The sequence below is a fragment of the Zobellella maritima genome (assembly GCF_003075035.1).
Classification (GTDB): Bacteria; Pseudomonadota; Gammaproteobacteria; order Enterobacterales; family Aeromonadaceae; genus Oceanimonas; species Oceanimonas maritima.
In genome coordinates, this window is the sequence record NZ_QCZE01000001.1 from 362,793 (window position 1) to 382,086 (window position 19,294).

The following is a 19,294-nucleotide window of genomic DNA, read 5'->3' on the forward strand; positions in this document are numbered from 1 at the left end:
CTGATGGTTTAATGATCTGTTTTTTGGCCCCGGCTCCCGGAGCATCTTCGGCACAACTGGCCGGGAGCGGATGGCCTGCATCTTGATCGCGGCAGCTGTGTCGCATCTACGGCCACCCTGGTCATCTGCTTTATGCCAGCAGCGGACTTACCGGTCCTGCTTCCTGGTCTCGATAAAGGCGAACAACTGCTCCCGGGTCGGCATGGCCTCGGTACAGCTGTCACCGCTGACATTGATGGCCGCCGCGGCCGAGCCAAACCTGACTCCGTCTTCCAGCTCGCCGCCATTGGCCAGGGTCCAGATCAGGGCGCCTGCGAAGGAGTCGCCTGAGCCGAACGGCTTCTTGACCTCGACTGGGAAGATGCCCTGCCGGAACCTATGGCCGTCGCGGCAGTAGACTTTCGAGCCCAGCTCCCCGGCCTTGATCACCACTACCTGGGTATGGCCCCGAAGGAAGCGGGTTGCCGTGGCATCGTCATCCTTGTTGCCGGGGGCCAGCACGGTTTCCATCATGTCGAACTCTTCGCGATTACCGATGAGGACGTCCGACAGGCCGGCGGCAATGCCATAGTAGATGGACGCATCCACATCCGTTCGCCAGGAATAGGGCCGGTAATCCACATCCAGCACCACGGCGGTATTGCTGCGGCGGGCATGCTCCATGGCAATCAGGGTGGCTTCCCTGCTTGGACTTTCGGACAGGGCGGTGCCGGTGACGACCAGCATCTTGGCGCTGGCGATATAATCGGGGTCAACCTGCTCCGGCTTGAGGGTCAGATCCGACGCCTTGTTACGGTAAATCAGCACGTTGCAATCGCTCGGCTTCATCTCGGTAAACGCCACCGAGGTGCGCGAGCCGGATGCGTCCTTCATCATGCCGTCCAGGTTTATCCCCTGGCCGGACAGGTAGCGGCAGACATAATCGCCGAAGGTATCCTCGGCAACACAGCCGATAAATCCGGTCTTGGCGCCCAGCCTGCTGATGGCCACGGCAATGTTGGCGGCCGAGCCGCCGACGAATTTATTGAATCCCGAAATATCGGCCATACCCATGTTCGCTTCGCGGGCATAGAGATCGACCCCTGCGCGCCCCAGGACGATGGCATCCAGAGGACGATGTTGCTCAAGTGCGAGTGTTGTCATGATGTCTTCCTGTTACTTGTACTCAACCCAGGCTGCATTCTGATCTGCAGACTCGACGCATTTCTCACACAGGCGAACCCCTTCGATACCGGCCTCGATACCCGGGAACCAGAGCTCGGCCAGCGTGGTCTGGTCATCACGGTTTGCCGCATCGAAGGCCAGGGCAAAGCGGTGATACAGGTTGGCCCAGGACTCAAAGAACCCCTCGGCATGGCCGCCGCCAATACGGTTTGCGGAGACGCCGGCGGCATCCTGGTACAGATAGCCCATGCCACGCTCGAGCACGCGTACCGGCTCGCCCTGAATTTCATAACGCAGCTGGTTCGGGTATTCGTCCCACCATTCGATCGAGGCTTTGGAGCCGACGATACGGATTTTCTGCTGGTGCATGGAGCCGGCATTGACCGCCGACGCCCACAGGGTACCGACCGCGCCGCCCTTGAACTGCATCATGACGTGGGCGTTATCTTCCAGCGGCGCACGGGACGGGATAAAGCTCTGACGCATGCAGGACAGGCGTTCCACCTCCAGGCCGGTGATCATTTCGCCCAGGAAAAAGGCATGGGTACCAACATCACCCAGCACATAGGTCGGGCCCGACGCCTGGGGGCTGACCCGCCATTTCAGGCCGGGATCGTTCTTTTCGTATTCTTCGTTATGAAAACCGTGGGCAAACTGCATGTTGATGATACGGATTTCCCCCAGGTCACCGCGCTGTACCATCTCGCGTGCCTGCTGCACCATGGGGAAACCGCTGTAGCCGTACATGACGCCGATGACCCGGCCCTTGTCTGCGGCGAGGGTTTTCAGCTCCTCGGCTTCTTCGGTGGTGAAGGTGATGGGTTTTTCGCACACCACATGCAAACCGGCTGTCAGTGCCGCCTTGCAGATTTCATAGTGGGTTGAATTGGGGGTGGCGATAGAAACTGCCTGAATGCCGTCTGCACGCTCGGCTTCGGCGGCAAACATCTCCTGGTAACCGGCATAACAACGTTCGGCGGCCACACCCAGGTTGGTACCAAAATCCCGGCAGCGCTGGGGATCCAGGTCAAAGGCACCGGCGACCAGCTTGAACAGGCCATCACGCTGGGCGGCATTACGATGTGCATAACCGATCTGGCTGCCACGCCCGCCTCCGACCATGGCCCAGCGAATTGGCTGTTCAAAGCGACGTTCTTCGTTAAACATGTTTCTGCTCCCTTACTCGTACCGCAGGAGGAAGTGCCTGACCTGCGGCTTCAATAATTGAATGACCAACAAGACGTTGCCTGACTTATACGCCGGGGCGCTGGTGGCGACGGCCTTCTTCCCATTCCGCCACCATGCGGGCGGTATCCTCATTGCGGGTAACCTCGGGCAGGCCCACTTCCCACCAGCAATCACACTTGGACCAGGCCGCCGGGGAAACCGGATCGATATCGACCACTATCACATAGGTACGATCGGCGGCCTTGGCACGGGCAAAGGCCGCATCAAAGTCGTCAATGGAGGTCAGTTTTTCGCTGATGGCGCCCTGTGCCTCGGCATGTTTGGCAAAATCCACGCGGGCCAGCTCGCCGTCCGGGCGTCGGCAGTCGGAGAGCAGGTTGTTGAATGACTGATTGCCGGTATTGTTCTGTAGCTTGTTGATCACCGCGAAACCGCCGTTGTCGCATACCACCACAATCATCTTGTGGCCGGTCAGGACCGAAGAGTAGATGTCGGAGTTCTGGATCAGGTATGAGCCATCCCCGACCAGCACCACAACATCGTTGTCCGGGTTGGCTATCTTGGCGCCCCATCCTCCGGCTATTTCATAGCCCATGCAGGAGAATCCGAACTCGATATCGAATTTGCCGATCTGGTAGTTTTGCCAGTTCATGGCCAGCTCGGCAGGCAGGCCACCGGCGGCGGTGAGAATGGTATCTCCCTGCTCCATCGAGGTATTCAGCTTGCCAATCACCTGGGCATAGGAAGACAGGCCTGGCAGCAGGTCTCCTTCCTGCGGATGGGTACGTTTTTGGACCAGGGCTTTCCACTGGTCGGCCTGTGCCTTGGCGGTGTCCGCCCACTCCTGGTCCGCGCGCCAGTCGCCCAGCAGTGCGGACAATTTGGTCATGCAGGTTCTGGCGTCGCCCAGTACTGGGAAGGACATATGCTTGACCGCGTCAAACTTGGCGACGTTGATGCTGACAAGCTTCATGTCGGGGTTACGGAACACGGTCCAGGAGCCGGTGGTGAAATCCTGCAGTCGAGTGCCGATGGCGACCACCACATCGGCATGGGCGGCCATGAAATTGGCGGAATCGGAGCCAGTGACCCCAATGGGGCCGGCATTAAGCGGGTTGTCCTGCAGCATGGTGGCGCGACCGGCAATGGTTTCCACTACGGGGATATTGTGTTTTGCTGAAAATGTGGCCAGTTCATCGGTGGCCAGTGAATAATGCACGCCACCACCGGAGATGATCAGCGGGCGTCTGGCCTTGGCCAGGATGTCCCTGGCTTCTTCCAGCACCACCATTTCAGGCTCTGGCCGGCGGATCCGGTGCACTTTCTCGGCAAAGAAGACTTCCGGGTAATCATAGGCTACGCCCTGAATATCCTGGGGCAGACCGATAAAGACAGGGCCACAGGTGGCCGGGTCCAGCATGGTGTCAAGCGCCTGGGGCAGGGTATGCATCAGCTGGGTCGGAGATACAATACGATCCCAGTAACGGGTCAGCGGCTTGAAGGTGTCGTTGCAGGTAATGGACGGGTCTTCGAAGTTTTCCGGCTGCTGCAGTACTGGGTCGGGCAGGCGACTGACATAGGCATCACCGGAGATCAGCAGCAGGGGCAGGCGATTGGTATGGGCAATCCCCGCCGCGGTCACCATATTGGTTGCCCCCGGACCAATGGAGCTGGTTGCAATGCCAATACGGCGGCGCTGGTTGGCTTTGGCATAGGCAATGGCGGCTGTGGCCATCGACTGCTCGTTCTGGCCACGCCAGGTGGGGATCTTGTCTTCGATATTTTTAAGCTGTTGCCCAAAGCAGGTGACATTACCATGACCAAAAATGGCAAAGCTGGCACCAAAGAGCTGCTCTTTATTACCGTCAATCTCTATCATTTGCGCCGCCAGGTATTTGGCCAGCGCTTCAGCAACAGTCAGGCGTACAGTTTTCATTTTCTTCCCCGAGTATCGATACACGAAAAAATGGCTTCCTTGTCCTGGCTGCAGGGCGTTTTACCCGATTATTTGGCAGCCAGTTTTTATAACGGGGAGCAAGTTCCCCGGGAAGGGCCGAACTTTACAGCCTAGAGGCCGTATTTTTTGGCATAGCCGGTAATGTTCTGGTAAGCCGTCTTGGCGTAGGTCAGCGGGTGTGCCTTGGCAGGATCCTGCTCGGCTTCAACCAGTAGCCAGCCTTCATAATTTCGCTCCTTGAGTGCCGCGAACACATCGTCATAATCCACATCGCCGGTGCCGGGAACGGTGAATACGCCATCGAGAACGGCATTCAGAAAGGATTTGTCTGCATCGCGGGCGGCCTTCATCACGTCCAGACGCAGATCCTTGAAATGCATATGGCCGATACGATGACCCCAGCGCTTGATCATGGTGACCGGGTTGCCGCCGCCATAGGTGATGTGACCGGTATCCAGGGTCAGGTGAACCGAATCGCCGGTCAGCTCCATCAACTGGTTGATATCGTCTTCCGTTTCGCAGATGGTGCCCACATGGTGGTGGAAAGACAGCTTGATACCATGTTCACTGAGCAGGTAATCGGCGACCTGGGTCAGCTTTTCGGCATAGGCTTTCCATTCGTCTTGGCTTAGGATCACACGCTGTGACAGCGGCTTGTTGATATCGCCATGAATGGTGTTGCTGACTTCACCGTAGACCATGGCCCTGCAGCCCGCGGCCTTCAACAACCCGATATGGCTCTGCATGGCCGCAATTTCTTGTTCTGCGGTGTGGATCATCAGGTTGCCGCTGAACCAGCCGGATGCCAGCACCAGGCCATGTTGTTCCAGCAGGGGGATCAGTACCTCGGGATCTCTCGGATACTTGGTGCCCATCTCGGTGCCGGTGAAGCCGGCTTCGGCCATTTCGTTCAGGCAGGTTTCCAGCGGGATCTCGCCGCCCAGTTCCGGCATGTCATCATTGGTCCAGGTCAGAGGGCTGATACCGTATTGCACCTTACTCATGCTTCTTCTCCTTAGTTTTCCTTTATATATCAGCAAAATGAAGTTGACTGTTCTGTCCTGTCGGAGGTACCACCCGGCGGCATCGCTACGCTCAGCCCAACCGTCATAACCTGCATCGCTCCTTCATCACTGGGGATGAGTATAAACAACAAAAAAACAAAATGGAAAATATTTTTCATTTTGTTGGGTATTTTTTATCAAGTATGAATTTGTGATGAACCTGTGGCGAAAAAAACTGGGGTAAATAATTTTAAACTTATAAAACAACATCTTATAATTTTATTTGTTTTTGTTAATCGTTAATAACTTGATCGGAATAACATTTTAAAGGAAAAGAAACTGTTATGTGTTGTCGTTGACAGCGTAAGGGAATATGATTTTTTCTATTATTTGAAAAATATTTTTCTTGTTGGCGAAGGCAACGGCAACAGGAGACAGGAATTTCAACACAGGAGTAGAAGATGACACCCGCGTCCCAGGCCAAATCTCATAATTTTTCCTACCTCATCAGGATATGCTGCATAGCCGCCTTGGGAGGGATACTGTTAGGCTATGATACGGCGGTCATCTCCGGCGCCATCGGCCCGATACGTGATCACTTTGGCCTGACCTCGGCAGAAACAGGCTGGGCCGTTTCAAGTGTGGTATTTGGCAGCATTTTGGGGGCAATCAGTGCCGGGTGGAGCGCATTGACATATGGCCGTCGCAATACCCTCTTTATCGCCGCTGTGCTCTTTATCGTTTCAGCTATCGGTTCGGCATTGGCGACGACCTTCACCTTTTATGTGCTGCTGCGCATCGTGGGTGGTGTGGCGGTCGGCCTGGCCTGTGTTGTCTCTCCCATGTACATGTCGGAAGTGGCACCCAAGGACTTTCGCGGTCGTGCGGTGAGCATGTTTCAACAGTCGGCTGTTATCGGGCAGACCGCGGTCTTCTATGTCAACTACCTGATTGCGAAAGGCATGTCCGAGGCCTGGCTGGTCGACCTGGGGTGGCGCTGGATGTTGGGCTCGGAAGTGCTGCCGGCCCTGCTTTTTGCAGCCTTGCTGTTCATGATTCCCGAATCTCCCCGTTGGCTGGTATTGAAGGGCAAGCTCGACCAGGCCAAAACTATGCTTTCTCGCATTTCCAATCCTGACCATGCCGAACGTCTTATTGCTGAAATCCAGGACTCACTGAAAGAAAGTCGAACTGTCGGCAAAAGCCAAGTCAGCCTGCGTTCGCCTCTGCTGTTCGCCATTTTGGTTATTGGTACCTTTGTTGCCGCCGCGCAGCAGCTGACCGGGATCAATGTCATCATGTACTACACCCCGGAAATCCTGAAACCCATCGCCGGCGGCACCGAAAATGCGCTGTTCCAGACCACCTTTGTTGGTGTGGTCTTTATCCTGGGTAATGCACTGGGTATGTATCTCATTGACAAGGTAGGTCGTCTTCCGCTGATGAAATACGGCACTTTAGGCTGTGCACTCGGTATGTTTATCGTTGGTTATGTACTGTATCAGCAGACCGAAGGCTATATGGCATTATTCGCCCTGTGTCTGTATGTGGTTGCCTATGCGACATCCTGGGGCTGTGCATGCTGGACCATGATATCCGAAATCTTCCCGAACAGTATCCGCGCCCGAGCCATGGCCATTGCCGTCGGTGCACAGTGGTTCACCGGGTTTATCGTGACCCAGACATTCCCGATGCTGAACGACAATGCGTTCCTGAAAGCGCAGTTCAACGGTGCCTTCAGTTTCTGGTTGTTCGCCGTGCTGTCACTGGTTTGCATGATGGTGGTTGTGAAGTATGTGCCTGAAACCAAGGGTGTTAGCCTGGAGAAAATGGAAGAGGTGATGGCCGGCAAGTTGGGTAAAAAGAAAGTGGTGCAGCCGCAACAGGCCGCAGTCTAATTAACGGCTCGATACCGCTGCATGTCTTCGAGGAGGCGGACCCGCTTGCTGGAAGCGGTGCAGCCCCCGGTCAGGGGGACGGCAGCGGGGATCAGGAAGGTGCCGTTGCCGGCCACCGCAGGGGAGCGGTCGGTAACCGGAATTGTCATTTATATTGAACGGGAAGGATATTAAGGATGCGCTACGCACTGCATGGGATGTGCTCACTACACAGCAATATTGTGAGTGATATTCGATTAGCCAAAGAAACGGGCTACGATGGGCTGGAAATACACACCGACAAGTTATGGCGCTATATTCAGGCGGGCCTGACCAGTCAGGCACTGAAAGCACGACTGGACGAGGCCAAGATAGCGCCGTCGGCCATCGATATTATCGGTTCGGTGGAAAGTACGGGCAAGGAACAGCAATCCCGGCTGTTCAAGGATGCAGAAACCTTATGCCGGTTTGCCGCCGATATCGGTGCGGCCACCATCCAGCTGAATGCGTTCGAGGCACTCACCGGCTTGTCTGTGGAAGACAATATTCGCATTACCGCCCAGAATATCCGCAACATTGCCGATATCGGCAAGGAACATGGTATTCGCTTTCAATACGAGGGGGCGGCCTGGACGCCGATTGCCACCCTGGAGCATTACTACCGGCTCCACGATGCAGTCGGGCGCGACAATTTTGGTTTTGTGCTGGATACCTGGCATTTTTGGTCATGCCGGGGTGCCACCCCCGAAGACATGGCGAGGATTGACAAGTCATTGATTTACAATGTGCATCTGTCGGATGGCCTGCGTCCCGACGTCGGAGCGCCCTGGGTGGATGAAAAGCTGTTACGCGGCTGTTTGCTGGGCGAGGGCGAGATCCCGCTGCAGGAGTGGGCCAGTGCCATACAAAGCACTGGGTATGACGGCTTTTATTCCGGCGAATTTTTGAATGATCAGCTGTGGGAGGCGGATCATTACGAGGTCGCTAGTGCGATGCTGGCCGGCATGAAGCGCTTGTTTATGTAGTTTTTGGTAAATAATGCGCCAACAATAAGCTAACAGAGACGGCGGGTACTGCCACACAGACGCTCTATATCAGTAGCATGTAGAGGGGGTGGCGTATCCGGTTGATGGTAACGGATTGTCAACCGTGTTTGAACAAAAAGGTACGGCGCCCGCCCTGAGGCCGGAGCCTGACTGATAGCCGCAGGTCATGGCCGTTGCAAGGGATGGCACCAGGTCTGGATCACCGGCAGTGGTGACGGCCAGTTGCTGCGACACAAACAGAAAAAAGAGTGATGCAATCATGCTGGTGACCGATCCCTGGTTTTATGTTACCGCCATTCCCGCCGTGCTGATTTACGGTATTGGCAAAGGAGGATTGGGCGGGGCGCTGGGGATTATCGCTGTTCCCATGATGGCAATCGTCATCTCTCCTACCCAGGCCGCGGCGATTTTACTGCCCATTCTGTGCGTGATGGATATGTTCGCGGTAAAACAGCATCATACCAGTGCCGATTATTCCGTACTGAAAAGAATGCTGCCGGGGTCACTGCTGGGGGTGTTTCTGGCCGGGCTGTTTTTGAGCATCATGCCGGCGGCGGGGCTCAAGTTACTGGTTGGCGGGCTATCATTGCTTTTCTGCCTTCAGTATGTGTCGCAACGGGGGGCGACGCAACGACCGGCGGGGTTGGCAGGTGCCTGGTGGTGGAGTTTGCTCAGTGGTTTTTCCAGTACGGCGATACATGCCGGGGGAGGGCCCGCCAGCATATATCTGCTGCCACTCAAGCTGGAAAAGGTCGCATTGATTTCCACCATGGCGCTACTGTTTGCGATCATCAACCTGTTCAAGCTGGTTCCCTACACTGTCCTTGGAGAGTTTAATACCATCAATCTGATGACCGCCTTGCTGTTAATGCCACTTGCTCCGGTCGGTGTCTATATGGGGGTAGGGTTGCTGCACCGTGTCAGCCAGATATGGGTCTATCGCCTGTGTTACCTCTTTTTACTCCTTTCGGGAATCAAGCTGTTTGCGGACGGCTGGCTGTCTAAATAACTGTTACTGGCCGAGCCTGCAGCGCATGTGCGGTGCAGGCTCGTTGACGATTTGCCTGCTGACATGCGCCAATTAAAGCGGCGCCTTGGGACTGTGAGCAGAGATGAGATAGCTCAACGAGTTAAGCTCTTATCTACGGATTGGCTCAGTTATAGGCTTTTTTCTTGCCATTTTCCTCATAAAGGGCTAGCGATACCGCCAGGGTCTGCACCAGGCACAGGCTGGCGGACTGGGAGCGGAAGGCGTCTACCTGGGCTTCTTTAACCACAAAGCAAATGTCGCTGAACGAGGCCAGCGGGCTGACCTGGCTATCGGTAATGGCGATCTGCTTGGCACCGATCTTGGAAGCGGTTTCAGTCAGCGCCAGGGTTTCCTGGGCATAGGGCGAAAAGCTGATGGCGACCACCACGTCCCTGGGGCCGATCAGTTCCAGTTGCTCCTGGAACATGCCGCCCAGGCCATCGATCAGGAACGCCCGCCGGTTCAGGTGACGCAGGGCATAGGTCAGGTAGGTGGCGACGCTGAACGAGCGGCGCAGACCAATCACATAGATGTTGTCGGCGTCGGCCAGGGCTTGCACCGCTATGTTCAGATCATCCGCCGAGGTCTGGGCGGCCAGTTGCTGCAACGCCTGACCGTTAGCCCGGGCGAATTCGTTGAGGATTTCCTCGGGGCGCTCGGGGGCAGCCTGATCTTCCAGCTCCCGGAACAGCCGGGCCCGGTCGGTGTAATTGGCGGTTTCCTCTATCAGATGGCGACGAAAGACCTGCTTCATGTCATTGAAGCCGCTGTAGCCGAAGGCGTTGGCGAAACGGATCAGGGTGGACGGCGGTACATCGGCCTGCTCGGCGATCACCGCCACCGTATCAAAGGCAACGCTGTTGGTGTTATCCAGTACATAGGCTGCCACCTGCTGCAGACGCTTGCTGAGCTCGCCATAGCGGCTGCGGATGACATCTTGTAATTCGGCATAGTTGTTTGGTGCTGACATGGCGACTCTCGACAAGGCGGGTGGATGATTGACCGGCTGGTTGCTGGTGCTGACCGGTGAGTTAGGAACAGTATAAATGAAACATTTGTTCAGAATAAATGTTTCATTTATGGTGAATCGATTCAGTTTGCAAAAATCCCGATCGCAACGGCTCATCCGGTCTTCCGGACGGTACAGCCATACCATAGGAAGTCACGTTATATTCCATCCGTTTTCATTCAAGGGGGCGCCTGGGTAGCAGAGATCAAGTAACGATGGCTCTTTTTGAAGCGCTCCTTGGTTTTAACGTCTTGATGACAGAAGCATTCGTCGTTTTCACCTTGGTTTTTTTGATTAATATTTTGATATTGAATCATTTTTTATCTTTGTGGCGCGAGAATGTAGAGCGGAAGCCGGGGAAGAAAGAGAGAAATGTGTGTTACATCACATTTATATGCAAATGTTTCATGTTTTGTTGATGGTGAAATTTTTATTTCGTATAAATGGCAAAACGAAACGTGACTTTCTCTTGGGCGATGATATCGAGGTGACGGCGGCAGCAAGATGCGTGAATCTGAACGGTATCGGTGATTTCTGCTGTTGTCATGCCAGCATCCTGTTCTCCGAGCGTCGTCAGTGGATTCATGTGGAAGAGATTCAATAAGGGAAGATGGCCGAGCGGCCCTTTAAGGAGAGCGGAATGTCAGTACGAAAACATCTGGATGTAATTTGTCTCGGGCGGGTGGCCGTTGATCTGTACGGACAGCAGGTCGGCGCCCGGCTGGAAGATATGGCGACCTTTGCCAAGTACCTGGGCGGATCCAGCGGTAATGTTGCCTATGGCACTGCTCGCCAGGGCCTCAAGTCGGCCATGCTGTCGCGGGTTGGCGATGAGCATATGGGACGTTTTCTGCGCGAAGAGCTCGAACGCCTGGATGTTGATGTCAGTCATCTGAAAACCGACAGCGAGCGGCTTACCGCCCTGGTGGTGCTGGGCATCAAGGATGAAGATACCTTCCCGCTTATCTTTTATCGGGAAAACTGCGCCGATATGGGCATACGGGCGGAAGACATCGACGAGGACTTCATTGCCTCGGCCAAGTGCCTGACTATTACGGGTACCCACTTGTCTCACCCGGATACCCGTGCCGCGGTCGCGCTGGCGCTGGAGTATGCCCGCAAGCATGGGGTGAAAACCGCCCTCGATATCGATTACCGCCCTGTGCTTTGGGGCTTGACCAGCCGCGGCGATGGCGAAACCCGCTACCTGGATGCTCCCAAGGTGACTGCCGAACTGCAGGCCATGCTGGGTCAGTTTGACCTGATCGTCGGTACCGAAGAGGAATTTCATATTGCCGGCGGCAGCACCGATACCATTACCGCCCTGCAGGCTGTGCGTGAGGTAAGCGACGCCACCTTGGTCTGCAAGCGTGGCCCGCTGGGCTGTTCTGTCTTTGAAACGGCCATTCCTACTACCCTGGACGAGGGGCTGACCGTGTATGGGGTCCGGGTGGAGGTACTCAATGTACTGGGTGCCGGTGATGCCTTTATGTCCGGTCTTTTACGCGGCTACCTGAACAATGAAGGCTGGGAGCAGGCCTGTCGCTATGCCAACGCCTGTGGTGCCCTGGTGGTGTCCCGCCATGGCTGTGCGCCGGCCATGCCGAGTAAGGAAGAGTTGGACGATTACCTGTCCCGCGCAGAGAGTGTGCCCCGACCCGACCTGGATGCGCGGCTCAATCACCTGCACCGGGTCACCACCCGGGACCGGGAGTGGGACGACTTGTGCATCCTGGCCTTCGATCATCGGCGTCAGTTCGTGGATATGGCGATTGAGGCAGGGGCCGATATCGATGCGATACCGCACCTGAAGAAACTGATCCTCAAGGCCGGCCGTCAGGTGGCCGAAGAGGCCGGGCTCGAGGGCAAGGCCGGTATACTGGCCGACACCACCTTCGGCCAGCCGGTCCTCAACGAAATTACCGGCCAGGGCTGGTGGATAGGCCGGCCGCTGGAGCTGCCGAGCTCGCGTCCACTGCGCCTGGAGCATGGCAATATCGGTAGCCAGCTGATCGACTGGCCGCTGGAGCATATCGTCAAGTGTCTGGTGTTCTACCATCCGGAAGATCAGGTAGCACTGCGCCTGGAGCAGGAGCGGCTGATCACCGAGGTGTATCAGGCCTGCTGCAAGAGTGGTCACGAGCTGCTGCTGGAGGTGATACTGCCGGCGGATATGCCCAAGAGCGACGAGCTCTATATCCGCGCACTGAAGCGCTTCTACAACATCGGCGTCAAGCCCGACTGGTGGAAACTGCCACCCCTGTCCAGCCATGGCTGGGATGAGGTGACCGCGGTGGTGACCGAGCGCGACCCCCACTGCCACGGGGTGGTTATCCTGGGGCTGGATGCGCCGGAGGACGATCTGCGGGCGGGCTTCAATGCCGCTGCCGGCAAGGCGCTGGTCAAGGGCTTCGCCATCGGTCGCAGCATTTTCGGTGCCCCGAGTCGCGACTGGCTGGCCGGACGCATCGATGACCAGGGGCTCGTCGACGCCATCAAACAGAAATACCACAACCTGATTGCCCTCTGGCGTCAGCGTCATCGAGGAGAATAAGCATGTCTCATACCCTTCGTCTGACCATGGCTCAGGCCCTGGTGAAGTTTATGACGGCACAAAAAGTGGACATCGACGGGGAGATCCTGCCCCTGTTCGACGGGGTGTTTGCCATCTTTGGTCACGGTAACGTGGCTGGTGTGGGCGAGGCGCTGTACCAGGTGCGCGATCAACTGCCGACCTACCGGGCCCATAACGAGCAGAGCATGGCCCATGCGGCCATTGCCTACGCCAAGACCCACAACCGCCGGCGCATGATGGCCTGTACCGCCTCTGCCGGCCCCGGCTCCACCAATATGGTGACCGCCGCCGCCGTGGCGCATGTCAATCGCCTGCCAGTCCTGTTCCTGCCGGGTGACACCTTCGCCACCCGCCAGCCGGATCCAGTATTGCAGCAGGTGGAGGTATTCAGTGATCACACCATTACCTCCAACGACTGCTTCAAGCCGGTGAGCCGTTTCTTCGACCGCATCACCCGTCCTGAGCAGCTGTTGACCTCGCTGCCCCAGGCGATGCGGGTGCTGACCGACCCGGTGGAATGCGGCCCGGTCACATTGGGATTGCCCCAGGATGTGCAGACCATGGCCTTTGATTATCCGGTGCACTTTTTTAATGAAAAGGTACACCGCCTGCGCCGCCAGGGGCCGGACCAGGTGGAGCTGGACGAGGCCATCACGCTTATCCGCGCCGCGAAGAAACCGCTGTTGATCGCCGGTGGCGGGGTGCACTACTCGGGCGCGCTGAAGGAACTGGACCAGCTGGCTACCCGATACCACCTGCCGGTGGGCGAGACCCAGGCCGGCAAGGGCGCCTTGCCCTGGGATCATGCCCAGAATATGGGCTCTATCGGTGTCACCGGCGCGGCCTCGAGTAATGCGCTGTCTGCCGATTGCGACCTGATCCTGGCGGTGGGCACCCGGCTGGGCGACTTCGCCACCGGCTCCCGTGCCATGTACAACCCCGATGCACGCATCATTACCATCAATGTCGGCTCTTTCGACGCGGTCAAGCACAAGGCACTGCCTCTGGTGGGGGATGCCAGGCTGACCCTACAGCAGCTGCATGCGGGTCTTGAGGGCTGGCAGCCCGAAGGCAGCTGGGTAGAGCAAGCCGCCCGGCTGCGGGCCCAGTGGCTGCACGCCCAGGATGTGGCCACCACGGACCGTGGTACCAGCCTGCCCACCGACTCGGAAGTGGTGGGCGCGGTCAACCGGGCTGCGGGCGAGCAGGACATAGTGGTTTGTGCCGCCGGCGGTCTGCCCGGCGAGCTGCAGAAGCTGTGGCGTACCCGTTATCACAAGGGCTACCACATGGAATACGGCTACTCCTGCATGGGCTACGAAATCGCCGGCGGCCTGGGCGTCAAGATGGCCAGACCCGACTCCGAGGTCTTCGTGATGGTAGGGGATGGTTCCTATCTGATGCTCAACTCGGAAATCGCCACTTCGGTGATGCTGGGCCGGAAGTTGATCCTGGTGGTGCTCGACAACCGTGGCTACGGCTGTATTCACCGGCTGCAGCAGTTCTGCGGCGGACCCGGCTTCAACAATATGCTCGACGACTGCCTGACGGTGGAAGGCGGCGCCCCCAGGACCGACTTTGCCGCCCATGCCATCGCCCTGGGGGCGAAAGGCGAGAAGGTAGGCAATATCCAGGAGCTGGAAGCGGCGCTGGAGCGGGCCCGGGCCTCGGACATCACCTATGTGGTGACTCTGGATACCGATGCCCTGGTGGTCACCGAAGAGGGTGGCTCCTGGTGGGAGGTGGCGGTGCCGGAAGTGTCTCCCCGCAGCCAGGTGCAGGAAGCCCGCGCCCGCTACGAGACCCACAAGGCTCGCCAGCAGCAGAATCTGTAAGCCATATTCCGGCAGGGCCTGACAACCGGCGTCTGCCACTTTATTGGAAAGCGGGATTGACCGGCCTCACGCCGACACGCCGTAAACCCATCCATGGGGGCTCCGCCGCGCCATCCCTGGCGCGGAGGGTCGGCTTAGTGGCCAATCAGTCCCGCCGCCCGGCAGCCGAATCGTCTGCCTGGAGTGCAATATATTGGAGAACACCATGAGCGTAAAACTGGGCATCAACCCGTTAACCTGGACCAATGACGATCTTCCCAGCCTGGGCGGTGACACCCCCCTGGCCATCTGTCTGGATGAAGGCAAACAGGCCGGTTTTGCCGGCTTCGAGCTGGGTCACAAGTTCCCCCGGGATCCGGAGCTGCTCAAGCCCATCCTGCACCGGCACGAGCTGGAGCTGGTATCCGGCTGGTATTCAGGTCAGCTGCTGAAGCGGTCGGTGGAAGAAGAAATCGCGGCGGTGCAGCCACATCTGCAACTGCTCAAGGCGATGGGGTGCAAGGTGATGGTATTTTGCGAAGTGACCGGCTGCATCCACGGTAGTCAGGACAAACCTGTCTCCGAGCGGCCCCGCTTTCCCGCCGAGCGCTGGGAGGAATACGGTGCCAGGCTCACCGAGTTTGCCCGCTACACCCAGTCCCAGGGGGTGCAGGTCGCCTATCACCACCATATAGGAACCGTGATCGAAACCGAAGCCGACGTGGATGCGCTGATGGCGCATACCGGTCCGGAAGTGGGTTTACTGCTGGATACCGGTCATATCACCTTTGCCGGCGGAAATCCGGTTGACCTGGCCAGTCGCTGGTCCAAACGGATTAATCATGTGCACTGCAAGGATATCCGCGCCGATGTGCTCAAAGAAGCACGCAACCGTAATTCCAGCTTCCTGAATGCGGTACTGGACGGCACCTTCACCGTGCCCGGTGATGGTTGCGTCGATTATCCCGGTGTGTTCCGGGTACTGAAAGAAGCCGAATATGAGGGTTGGCTGGTAGTGGAGGCCGAGCAGGATCCGTCCGTCGCCCATCCCCTGACCTATGCCACCCTCGGCCATAACAACTTACATGCGTTCGCCAAAGACGCAGGCTTGCTGTAACGGAGAAAAAAATGGAACAAGTACAAAACTTTATCAATGGTGTCCTGACCGCCAGCCAGAGCGGCCGCACTGCTCCCGTGTACAACCCTGCGACCGGGGAGCAGACCCGGGAAGTGGTGCTGAGCTCTGCCGACGAAGTGCGCGATGCCATTGCCGCCGCCCAGAAAGCCTTTCCACGCTGGGCCACCACCAGCCCGCTGCGCCGTGCCCGTATCCTGTTCAAGTTCAAGGCGCTGCTTGAAGAAAACATGGACGAGCTGGCCAGGATCATTTCCAACGAACACGGCAAGGTCTATTCCGATGCCGTGGGCGAGCTGACCCGGGGCCTGGAAGTGGTGGAGTTTGCCTGTGGTATTCCCCACCTGCTCAAGGGCGAGCATTCGCTGAATGTGGGCACCAATGTCGACAGCCATTCGCTGATGCAGCCGCTGGGTGTATGCGCCGGTATTTCTCCCTTCAACTTCCCGACCATGGTGCCCATGTGGATGTTCCCGGTGGCCATTGCCTGCGGCAACACCTTCGTGATGAAGCCGTCCGAGAAGGATCCGTCTGCCAGCCTGCGCCTGGCGGCGCTGCTGCAGGAAGCGGGCCTGCCCGATGGGGTGTTCAACGTGGTCAATGGTGATAAGGAAGCAGTCGATGTGCTGCTGACCGATCATCGGGTGCAGGCGGTCAGCTTCGTTGGCTCCACGCCTATCGCCGAGTATATCTACAGCACCGCCAGCGCCCACGGCAAGCGCTGCCAGGCCCTGGGTGGCGCCAAGAACCACGCCATCATCATGCCCGACGCGGATCTGGACCTGGCGGCCAATGCGCTGATGGGCGCCGCCTTCGGTGCCGCCGGCGAGCGCTGCATGGCCATCTCGGTGGCGGTGGCGGTGGGTGACGAGGTGGCCGATCAGCTGATCGCCCGGCTCAAGCCCCAGGTGGAGGCCCTGCGTATCGGCCCGGGTGTGGTCGAGGGCCAGGAAAACGACATGGGACCCCTGGTGTCGGCGGCCCACAGAGACAAGGTGGTGGGCTATATCAATCAGGGTGAGGCCGAGGGCGCCGAGCTGGTGGTCGATGGTCGTGGCCTGAAGGTGGCGGGCCATGAGGCCGGTTACTTCGTTGGCGGCACCCTGTTCGATAAGGTGACGCCGGAGATGACCATCTACCGGGAAGAAATCTTCGGCCCTGTGCTGGCGGTGGTACGGGTGCCCGATTATGCCTCTGCGCTGGCGCTGGTCAACAGCCACGAGTACGGCAACGGCACCGCCATCTTCACCCGCGACGGCCACGCCGGTCGCCAGTTCAGCCAGGACGTGCTGGCGGGCATGGTGGGCATCAACGTGCCAATCCCGGTACCCATGGCGTTCCATTCTTTTGGCGGCTGGAAGCGCTCCATCTTCGGTCCGCTGAACGTGCACGGTCCCGATGGCGTACGTTTCTATACCCGCATGAAAACGGTCACCAGCCGCTGGCCCTCCGAACCCCAGCAGGCCGCCGAGTTCTCGATGCCAACCATGAAGTAAGCGACCGAACAAGGATCATCATGAGTCTGCCTTGTGCAGGCTCTTTTTTTGCCGCGTTCTGCCGGCCATGTGACCTTATACCTATCCCATTAAACAACTGATCTGTTTTATTGTTATATCAATCCCGGACAAAGGGCCCGCTCCTCCGACCCGCCGTAAATACATTCTTGTAGGCTCAGCCGTGCCATCTGTGACGCGGCCGGGAAGTGCTCCTGCCGTCCCGGCATTCCCGCGATCCATGGCGGCCAGATAGTAGGCTGAACAGAGCCCTTTGTCCTCACGAATGTAACGGCGTTGCCGTCTGCGGACGGTTCGATATTCAAAGAGAGGGAACAGGGAATGCCGTTCATGACCGTGACATACAGGGATGGCATGTCCGAGCCTACATGGATGATGTATTCGTAGCGTGTCGTGATAGGTGGCTGTGTTGCCTCTGGTGACTGAATTCAAAGGGTGATCAGATCCTTACTGGAATTGGTATTACATCTCACTGCATCCAGAATCTGAGTACAAGTGAGTCTGGAACTGCTGTCATGTTATTCGGAGCAGGGCGCGTTGGCGGTCATCATCTTTTTTTGAAATTTATATTTCATTTTATCAACCCTTAATCCTATTTCTTATGGTCATGACGCAGAGCCGTCGGTTCTTTCCCTCGCATTCTCACGCAATAATCAAGTTATTGATTTAAAAATATTTTTTATTTTAACATCCTCCTCAACCAAGACTTGTCAGCGTCATAATACGATCCATGTCAAATAATTGTTATTTTTTTGATGCCTGGTGGTAATGGCGTCTTGATTAAAACTATAAATTCCAACATTATTAATTTCGAAATAAATATTCAATTCGTGGTTCAGTATTACTGGTAACGATTTTATCGGGCAGTCAATTGGTTGGGTGGCCCGAACAAGGAACGAAACATACCCGGTTTCTCACAAGGAGTAAGATCATGAAATTCAAAAAGCTGATTGTTGCCTCCGCCCTGGCTGCTGCTTTGCCGTTTGGCGCCCATGCCGATGACATCAAGGTTGGGGTGTCCATGGCTCAGTTTGATGACAACTTCCTGGCCCTGATTCGCCAGGCCATGCAGGACAAGGTGGTCGAGCTGGAAGGCGTCGATGCCCAGTTCGAGGATGCCAAGTCGGACGTGGCCCAGCAACTGCAGCAGGTGGAAAGTTTCGTCAGCCAGAAACTGGATGTCATTATTCTCAACCCGGTGGATACCCAGGCGGTGGCGCCCATCATCAAGCGCGCCGCTGATGCCGGTATTCCGCTGGTGTTCGTCAATCGCCGTCCCGAAACCGAGTTACCCGAAAACATGGTCTACGTGGGCTCGGATTCCAAGCTGGCCGGCAAGTTGCAGATGGAATACATCGCCGAACAGCTGGGTGGCAAGGGCAATGTGGCCATCCTGATGGGCGCCCTGTCTGATGAAGCCACCCGCGACCGCACCCGTGGTGTGGAGGAAGTGGCCGCCCGATACCCGGATATCAACATCATTGCTAAGGAAACCGGCAAGTGGGCGCGTAAGGAAGGTATTGACATCACCAGCAACTGGCTGCTGTCCGGCTACGAAATCGATGCCATTGCCGCCAACAACGATGAGATGGCCATCGGCGCCATCATGGCCCTGGGCAAGAACCGGCTGGCAGAGGTGATTATCGGCGGGGTGGACGCCACTCCCGACGCCCTGGCCTTTGTTGACCGAGGCATGATGGATGTCACCGTGTTCCAGGATGCCAAGGGTCAGGGGGCGGCGGCCGTCGAGACCGCCTACAAGCTGGCCAAGGGCGAAGCGGTGGAGCAGAGCGTGATGATTCCTTTCGAACTGGTTACTGCGGAAAACTACAAGCGGTACGTTGGACGTAACTAAGGTTTGGCGCGGGCCCCGCCAGCCGGCGGGGTCCAGTGAGACGTCTCGGAGGAAATCAGATGTACCCATATGTGCTTGAAGCCGACGGCATCAGCAAAGGCTTCCCCGGTGTCAAGGCACTGGACA

At 57.3% G+C, this 19,294-nt stretch carries 14 protein-coding genes; 9 read left to right on the forward strand and 5 right to left on the reverse strand.

Annotated features, from left to right (window positions below):
* Positions 1-147 precede the first annotated feature (147 nt).
* The 4 genes from iolC to iolE (DCS96_RS01730) form a co-directional block, all read right to left on the reverse strand.
* Entirely contained in the window at positions 148-1,143 is a 996-nt protein-coding gene (gene iolC, locus DCS96_RS01715) for a 5-dehydro-2-deoxygluconokinase (protein WP_116472641.1), read from the reverse strand.
* Positions 1,144-1,155: 12 nt separating this feature from the next.
* Positions 1,156-2,331 carry a Gfo/Idh/MocA family protein gene (locus DCS96_RS01720; protein ID WP_116472642.1) on the reverse strand — a complete coding sequence of 392 codons (1,176 nt, stop codon included), beginning with the start codon at positions 2,329-2,331 and terminating at the stop codon, positions 1,156-1,158.
* An 85-nt stretch (positions 2,332-2,416) separates the two neighbouring features.
* Positions 2,417-4,288 (reverse strand): 3D-(3,5/4)-trihydroxycyclohexane-1,2-dione acylhydrolase (decyclizing), encoded by a 1,872-nt coding sequence (iolD, locus tag DCS96_RS01725; RefSeq protein WP_116472643.1) that lies wholly within the window; start codon positions 4,286-4,288, stop codon positions 2,417-2,419.
* A 131-nt stretch (positions 4,289-4,419) separates the two neighbouring features.
* On the reverse strand, positions 4,420-5,313 hold the full coding sequence (iolE, locus tag DCS96_RS01730) for a myo-inosose-2 dehydratase (protein ID WP_116472644.1): 894 nt from the start codon (positions 5,311-5,313) through the stop codon (positions 4,420-4,422).
* A 461-nt stretch (positions 5,314-5,774) separates the two neighbouring features.
* Here iolE (DCS96_RS01730) and DCS96_RS01735 point away from each other — a divergent pair, with 461 nt between their 5' ends.
* From DCS96_RS01735 to DCS96_RS01745, 3 genes are all read left to right on the forward strand, one after another.
* Positions 5,775-7,211 carry a sugar porter family MFS transporter gene (locus tag DCS96_RS01735; RefSeq protein WP_116472645.1) on the forward strand — a complete coding sequence of 479 codons (1,437 nt, stop codon included), beginning with the start codon at positions 5,775-5,777 and terminating at the stop codon, positions 7,209-7,211.
* Between the two features lie 176 nt (positions 7,212-7,387).
* Positions 7,388-8,215, forward strand: coding sequence for a sugar phosphate isomerase/epimerase family protein (locus tag DCS96_RS01740; protein WP_116472646.1), 828 nt, complete (start codon positions 7,388-7,390; stop codon positions 8,213-8,215).
* A gap of 280 nt (positions 8,216-8,495) precedes the next feature.
* A complete protein-coding gene (locus tag DCS96_RS01745) occupies positions 8,496-9,245 on the forward strand; it encodes a sulfite exporter TauE/SafE family protein (RefSeq protein WP_198649896.1) in 750 nt (249 codons plus the stop codon).
* Between the two features lie 145 nt (positions 9,246-9,390).
* On the opposite strand, the gene DCS96_RS01750 is transcribed toward DCS96_RS01745, so the two are convergent.
* Entirely contained in the window at positions 9,391-10,236 is an 846-nt protein-coding gene (locus tag DCS96_RS01750) for a MurR/RpiR family transcriptional regulator (RefSeq protein ID WP_116474486.1), read from the reverse strand.
* Between the two features lie 415 nt (positions 10,237-10,651).
* Between DCS96_RS01750 and DCS96_RS01755 the strand changes: the two genes are divergently transcribed.
* The 6 genes from DCS96_RS01755 to DCS96_RS01780 all read left to right on the forward strand — a co-directional run bounded on the left by DCS96_RS01755 (position 10,652) and on the right by DCS96_RS01780 (position 19,168).
* Positions 10,652-10,879 carry a hypothetical protein gene (locus DCS96_RS01755; protein ID WP_157953550.1) on the forward strand — a complete coding sequence of 76 codons (228 nt, stop codon included), beginning with the start codon at positions 10,652-10,654 and terminating at the stop codon, positions 10,877-10,879.
* Between the two features lie 36 nt (positions 10,880-10,915).
* Complete coding sequence (locus tag DCS96_RS01760) at positions 10,916-12,829, forward strand: bifunctional 5-dehydro-2-deoxygluconokinase/5-dehydro-2-deoxyphosphogluconate aldolase (RefSeq protein ID WP_116472648.1); 1,914 nt, start codon at positions 10,916-10,918, stop codon at positions 12,827-12,829.
* Positions 12,830-12,831: 2 nt separating this feature from the next.
* Positions 12,832-14,685: a 3D-(3,5/4)-trihydroxycyclohexane-1,2-dione acylhydrolase (decyclizing) gene (gene iolD / locus DCS96_RS01765; RefSeq protein ID WP_116472649.1), complete on the forward strand. Its 1,854-nt coding sequence runs from the start codon at positions 12,832-12,834 to the stop codon at positions 14,683-14,685.
* A 205-nt stretch (positions 14,686-14,890) separates the two neighbouring features.
* On the forward strand, positions 14,891-15,781 hold the full coding sequence (iolE, locus tag DCS96_RS01770) for a myo-inosose-2 dehydratase (protein WP_116472650.1): 891 nt from the start codon (positions 14,891-14,893) through the stop codon (positions 15,779-15,781).
* Between the two features lie 11 nt (positions 15,782-15,792).
* Positions 15,793-17,295, forward strand: a complete 1,503-nt coding sequence (locus DCS96_RS01775; protein ID WP_116472651.1) for a CoA-acylating methylmalonate-semialdehyde dehydrogenase — start codon at positions 15,793-15,795, stop codon at positions 17,293-17,295.
* A 949-nt stretch (positions 17,296-18,244) separates the two neighbouring features.
* The gene (locus DCS96_RS01780) at positions 18,245-19,168 is read left to right on the forward strand and encodes a sugar ABC transporter substrate-binding protein (protein ID WP_116472652.1); all 924 of its coding nucleotides are present in this window, start codon (positions 18,245-18,247) and stop codon (positions 19,166-19,168) included.
* Positions 19,169-19,294: the final 126 nt, after the last annotated feature.

What these genes read in the sequence shown, in the direction of transcription:
- iolC (WP_116472641.1), bottom strand. Translation starts at nt 1,143, where the DNA reads ATGACAACACTCGCACTTGAGCAACATCGTCCTCTGGATGCCATCGTC.
- DCS96_RS01720 (WP_116472642.1), bottom strand. Translation starts at nt 2,331, where the DNA reads ATGTTTAACGAAGAACGTCGCTTTGAACAGCCAATTCGCTGGGCCATG.
- iolD (WP_116472643.1), bottom strand. Translation starts at nt 4,288, where the DNA reads ATGAAAACTGTACGCCTGACTGTTGCTGAAGCGCTGGCCAAATACCTG.
- iolE (WP_116472644.1), bottom strand. Translation starts at nt 5,313, where the DNA reads ATGAGTAAGGTGCAATACGGTATCAGCCCTCTGACCTGGACCAATGAT.
- DCS96_RS01735 (WP_116472645.1), top strand. Translation starts at nt 5,775, where the DNA reads ATGACACCCGCGTCCCAGGCCAAATCTCATAATTTTTCCTACCTCATC.
- DCS96_RS01740 (WP_116472646.1), top strand. Translation starts at nt 7,388, where the DNA reads ATGCGCTACGCACTGCATGGGATGTGCTCACTACACAGCAATATTGTG.
- DCS96_RS01745 (WP_198649896.1), top strand. Translation starts at nt 8,496, where the DNA reads ATGCTGGTGACCGATCCCTGGTTTTATGTTACCGCCATTCCCGCCGTG.
- DCS96_RS01750 (WP_116474486.1), bottom strand. Translation starts at nt 10,236, where the DNA reads ATGTCAGCACCAAACAACTATGCCGAATTACAAGATGTCATCCGCAGC.
- DCS96_RS01760 (WP_116472648.1), top strand. Translation starts at nt 10,916, where the DNA reads ATGTCAGTACGAAAACATCTGGATGTAATTTGTCTCGGGCGGGTGGCC.
- iolD (WP_116472649.1), top strand. Translation starts at nt 12,832, where the DNA reads ATGTCTCATACCCTTCGTCTGACCATGGCTCAGGCCCTGGTGAAGTTT.
- iolE (WP_116472650.1), top strand. Translation starts at nt 14,891, where the DNA reads ATGAGCGTAAAACTGGGCATCAACCCGTTAACCTGGACCAATGACGAT.
- DCS96_RS01775 (WP_116472651.1), top strand. Translation starts at nt 15,793, where the DNA reads ATGGAACAAGTACAAAACTTTATCAATGGTGTCCTGACCGCCAGCCAG.
- DCS96_RS01780 (WP_116472652.1), top strand. Translation starts at nt 18,245, where the DNA reads ATGAAATTCAAAAAGCTGATTGTTGCCTCCGCCCTGGCTGCTGCTTTG.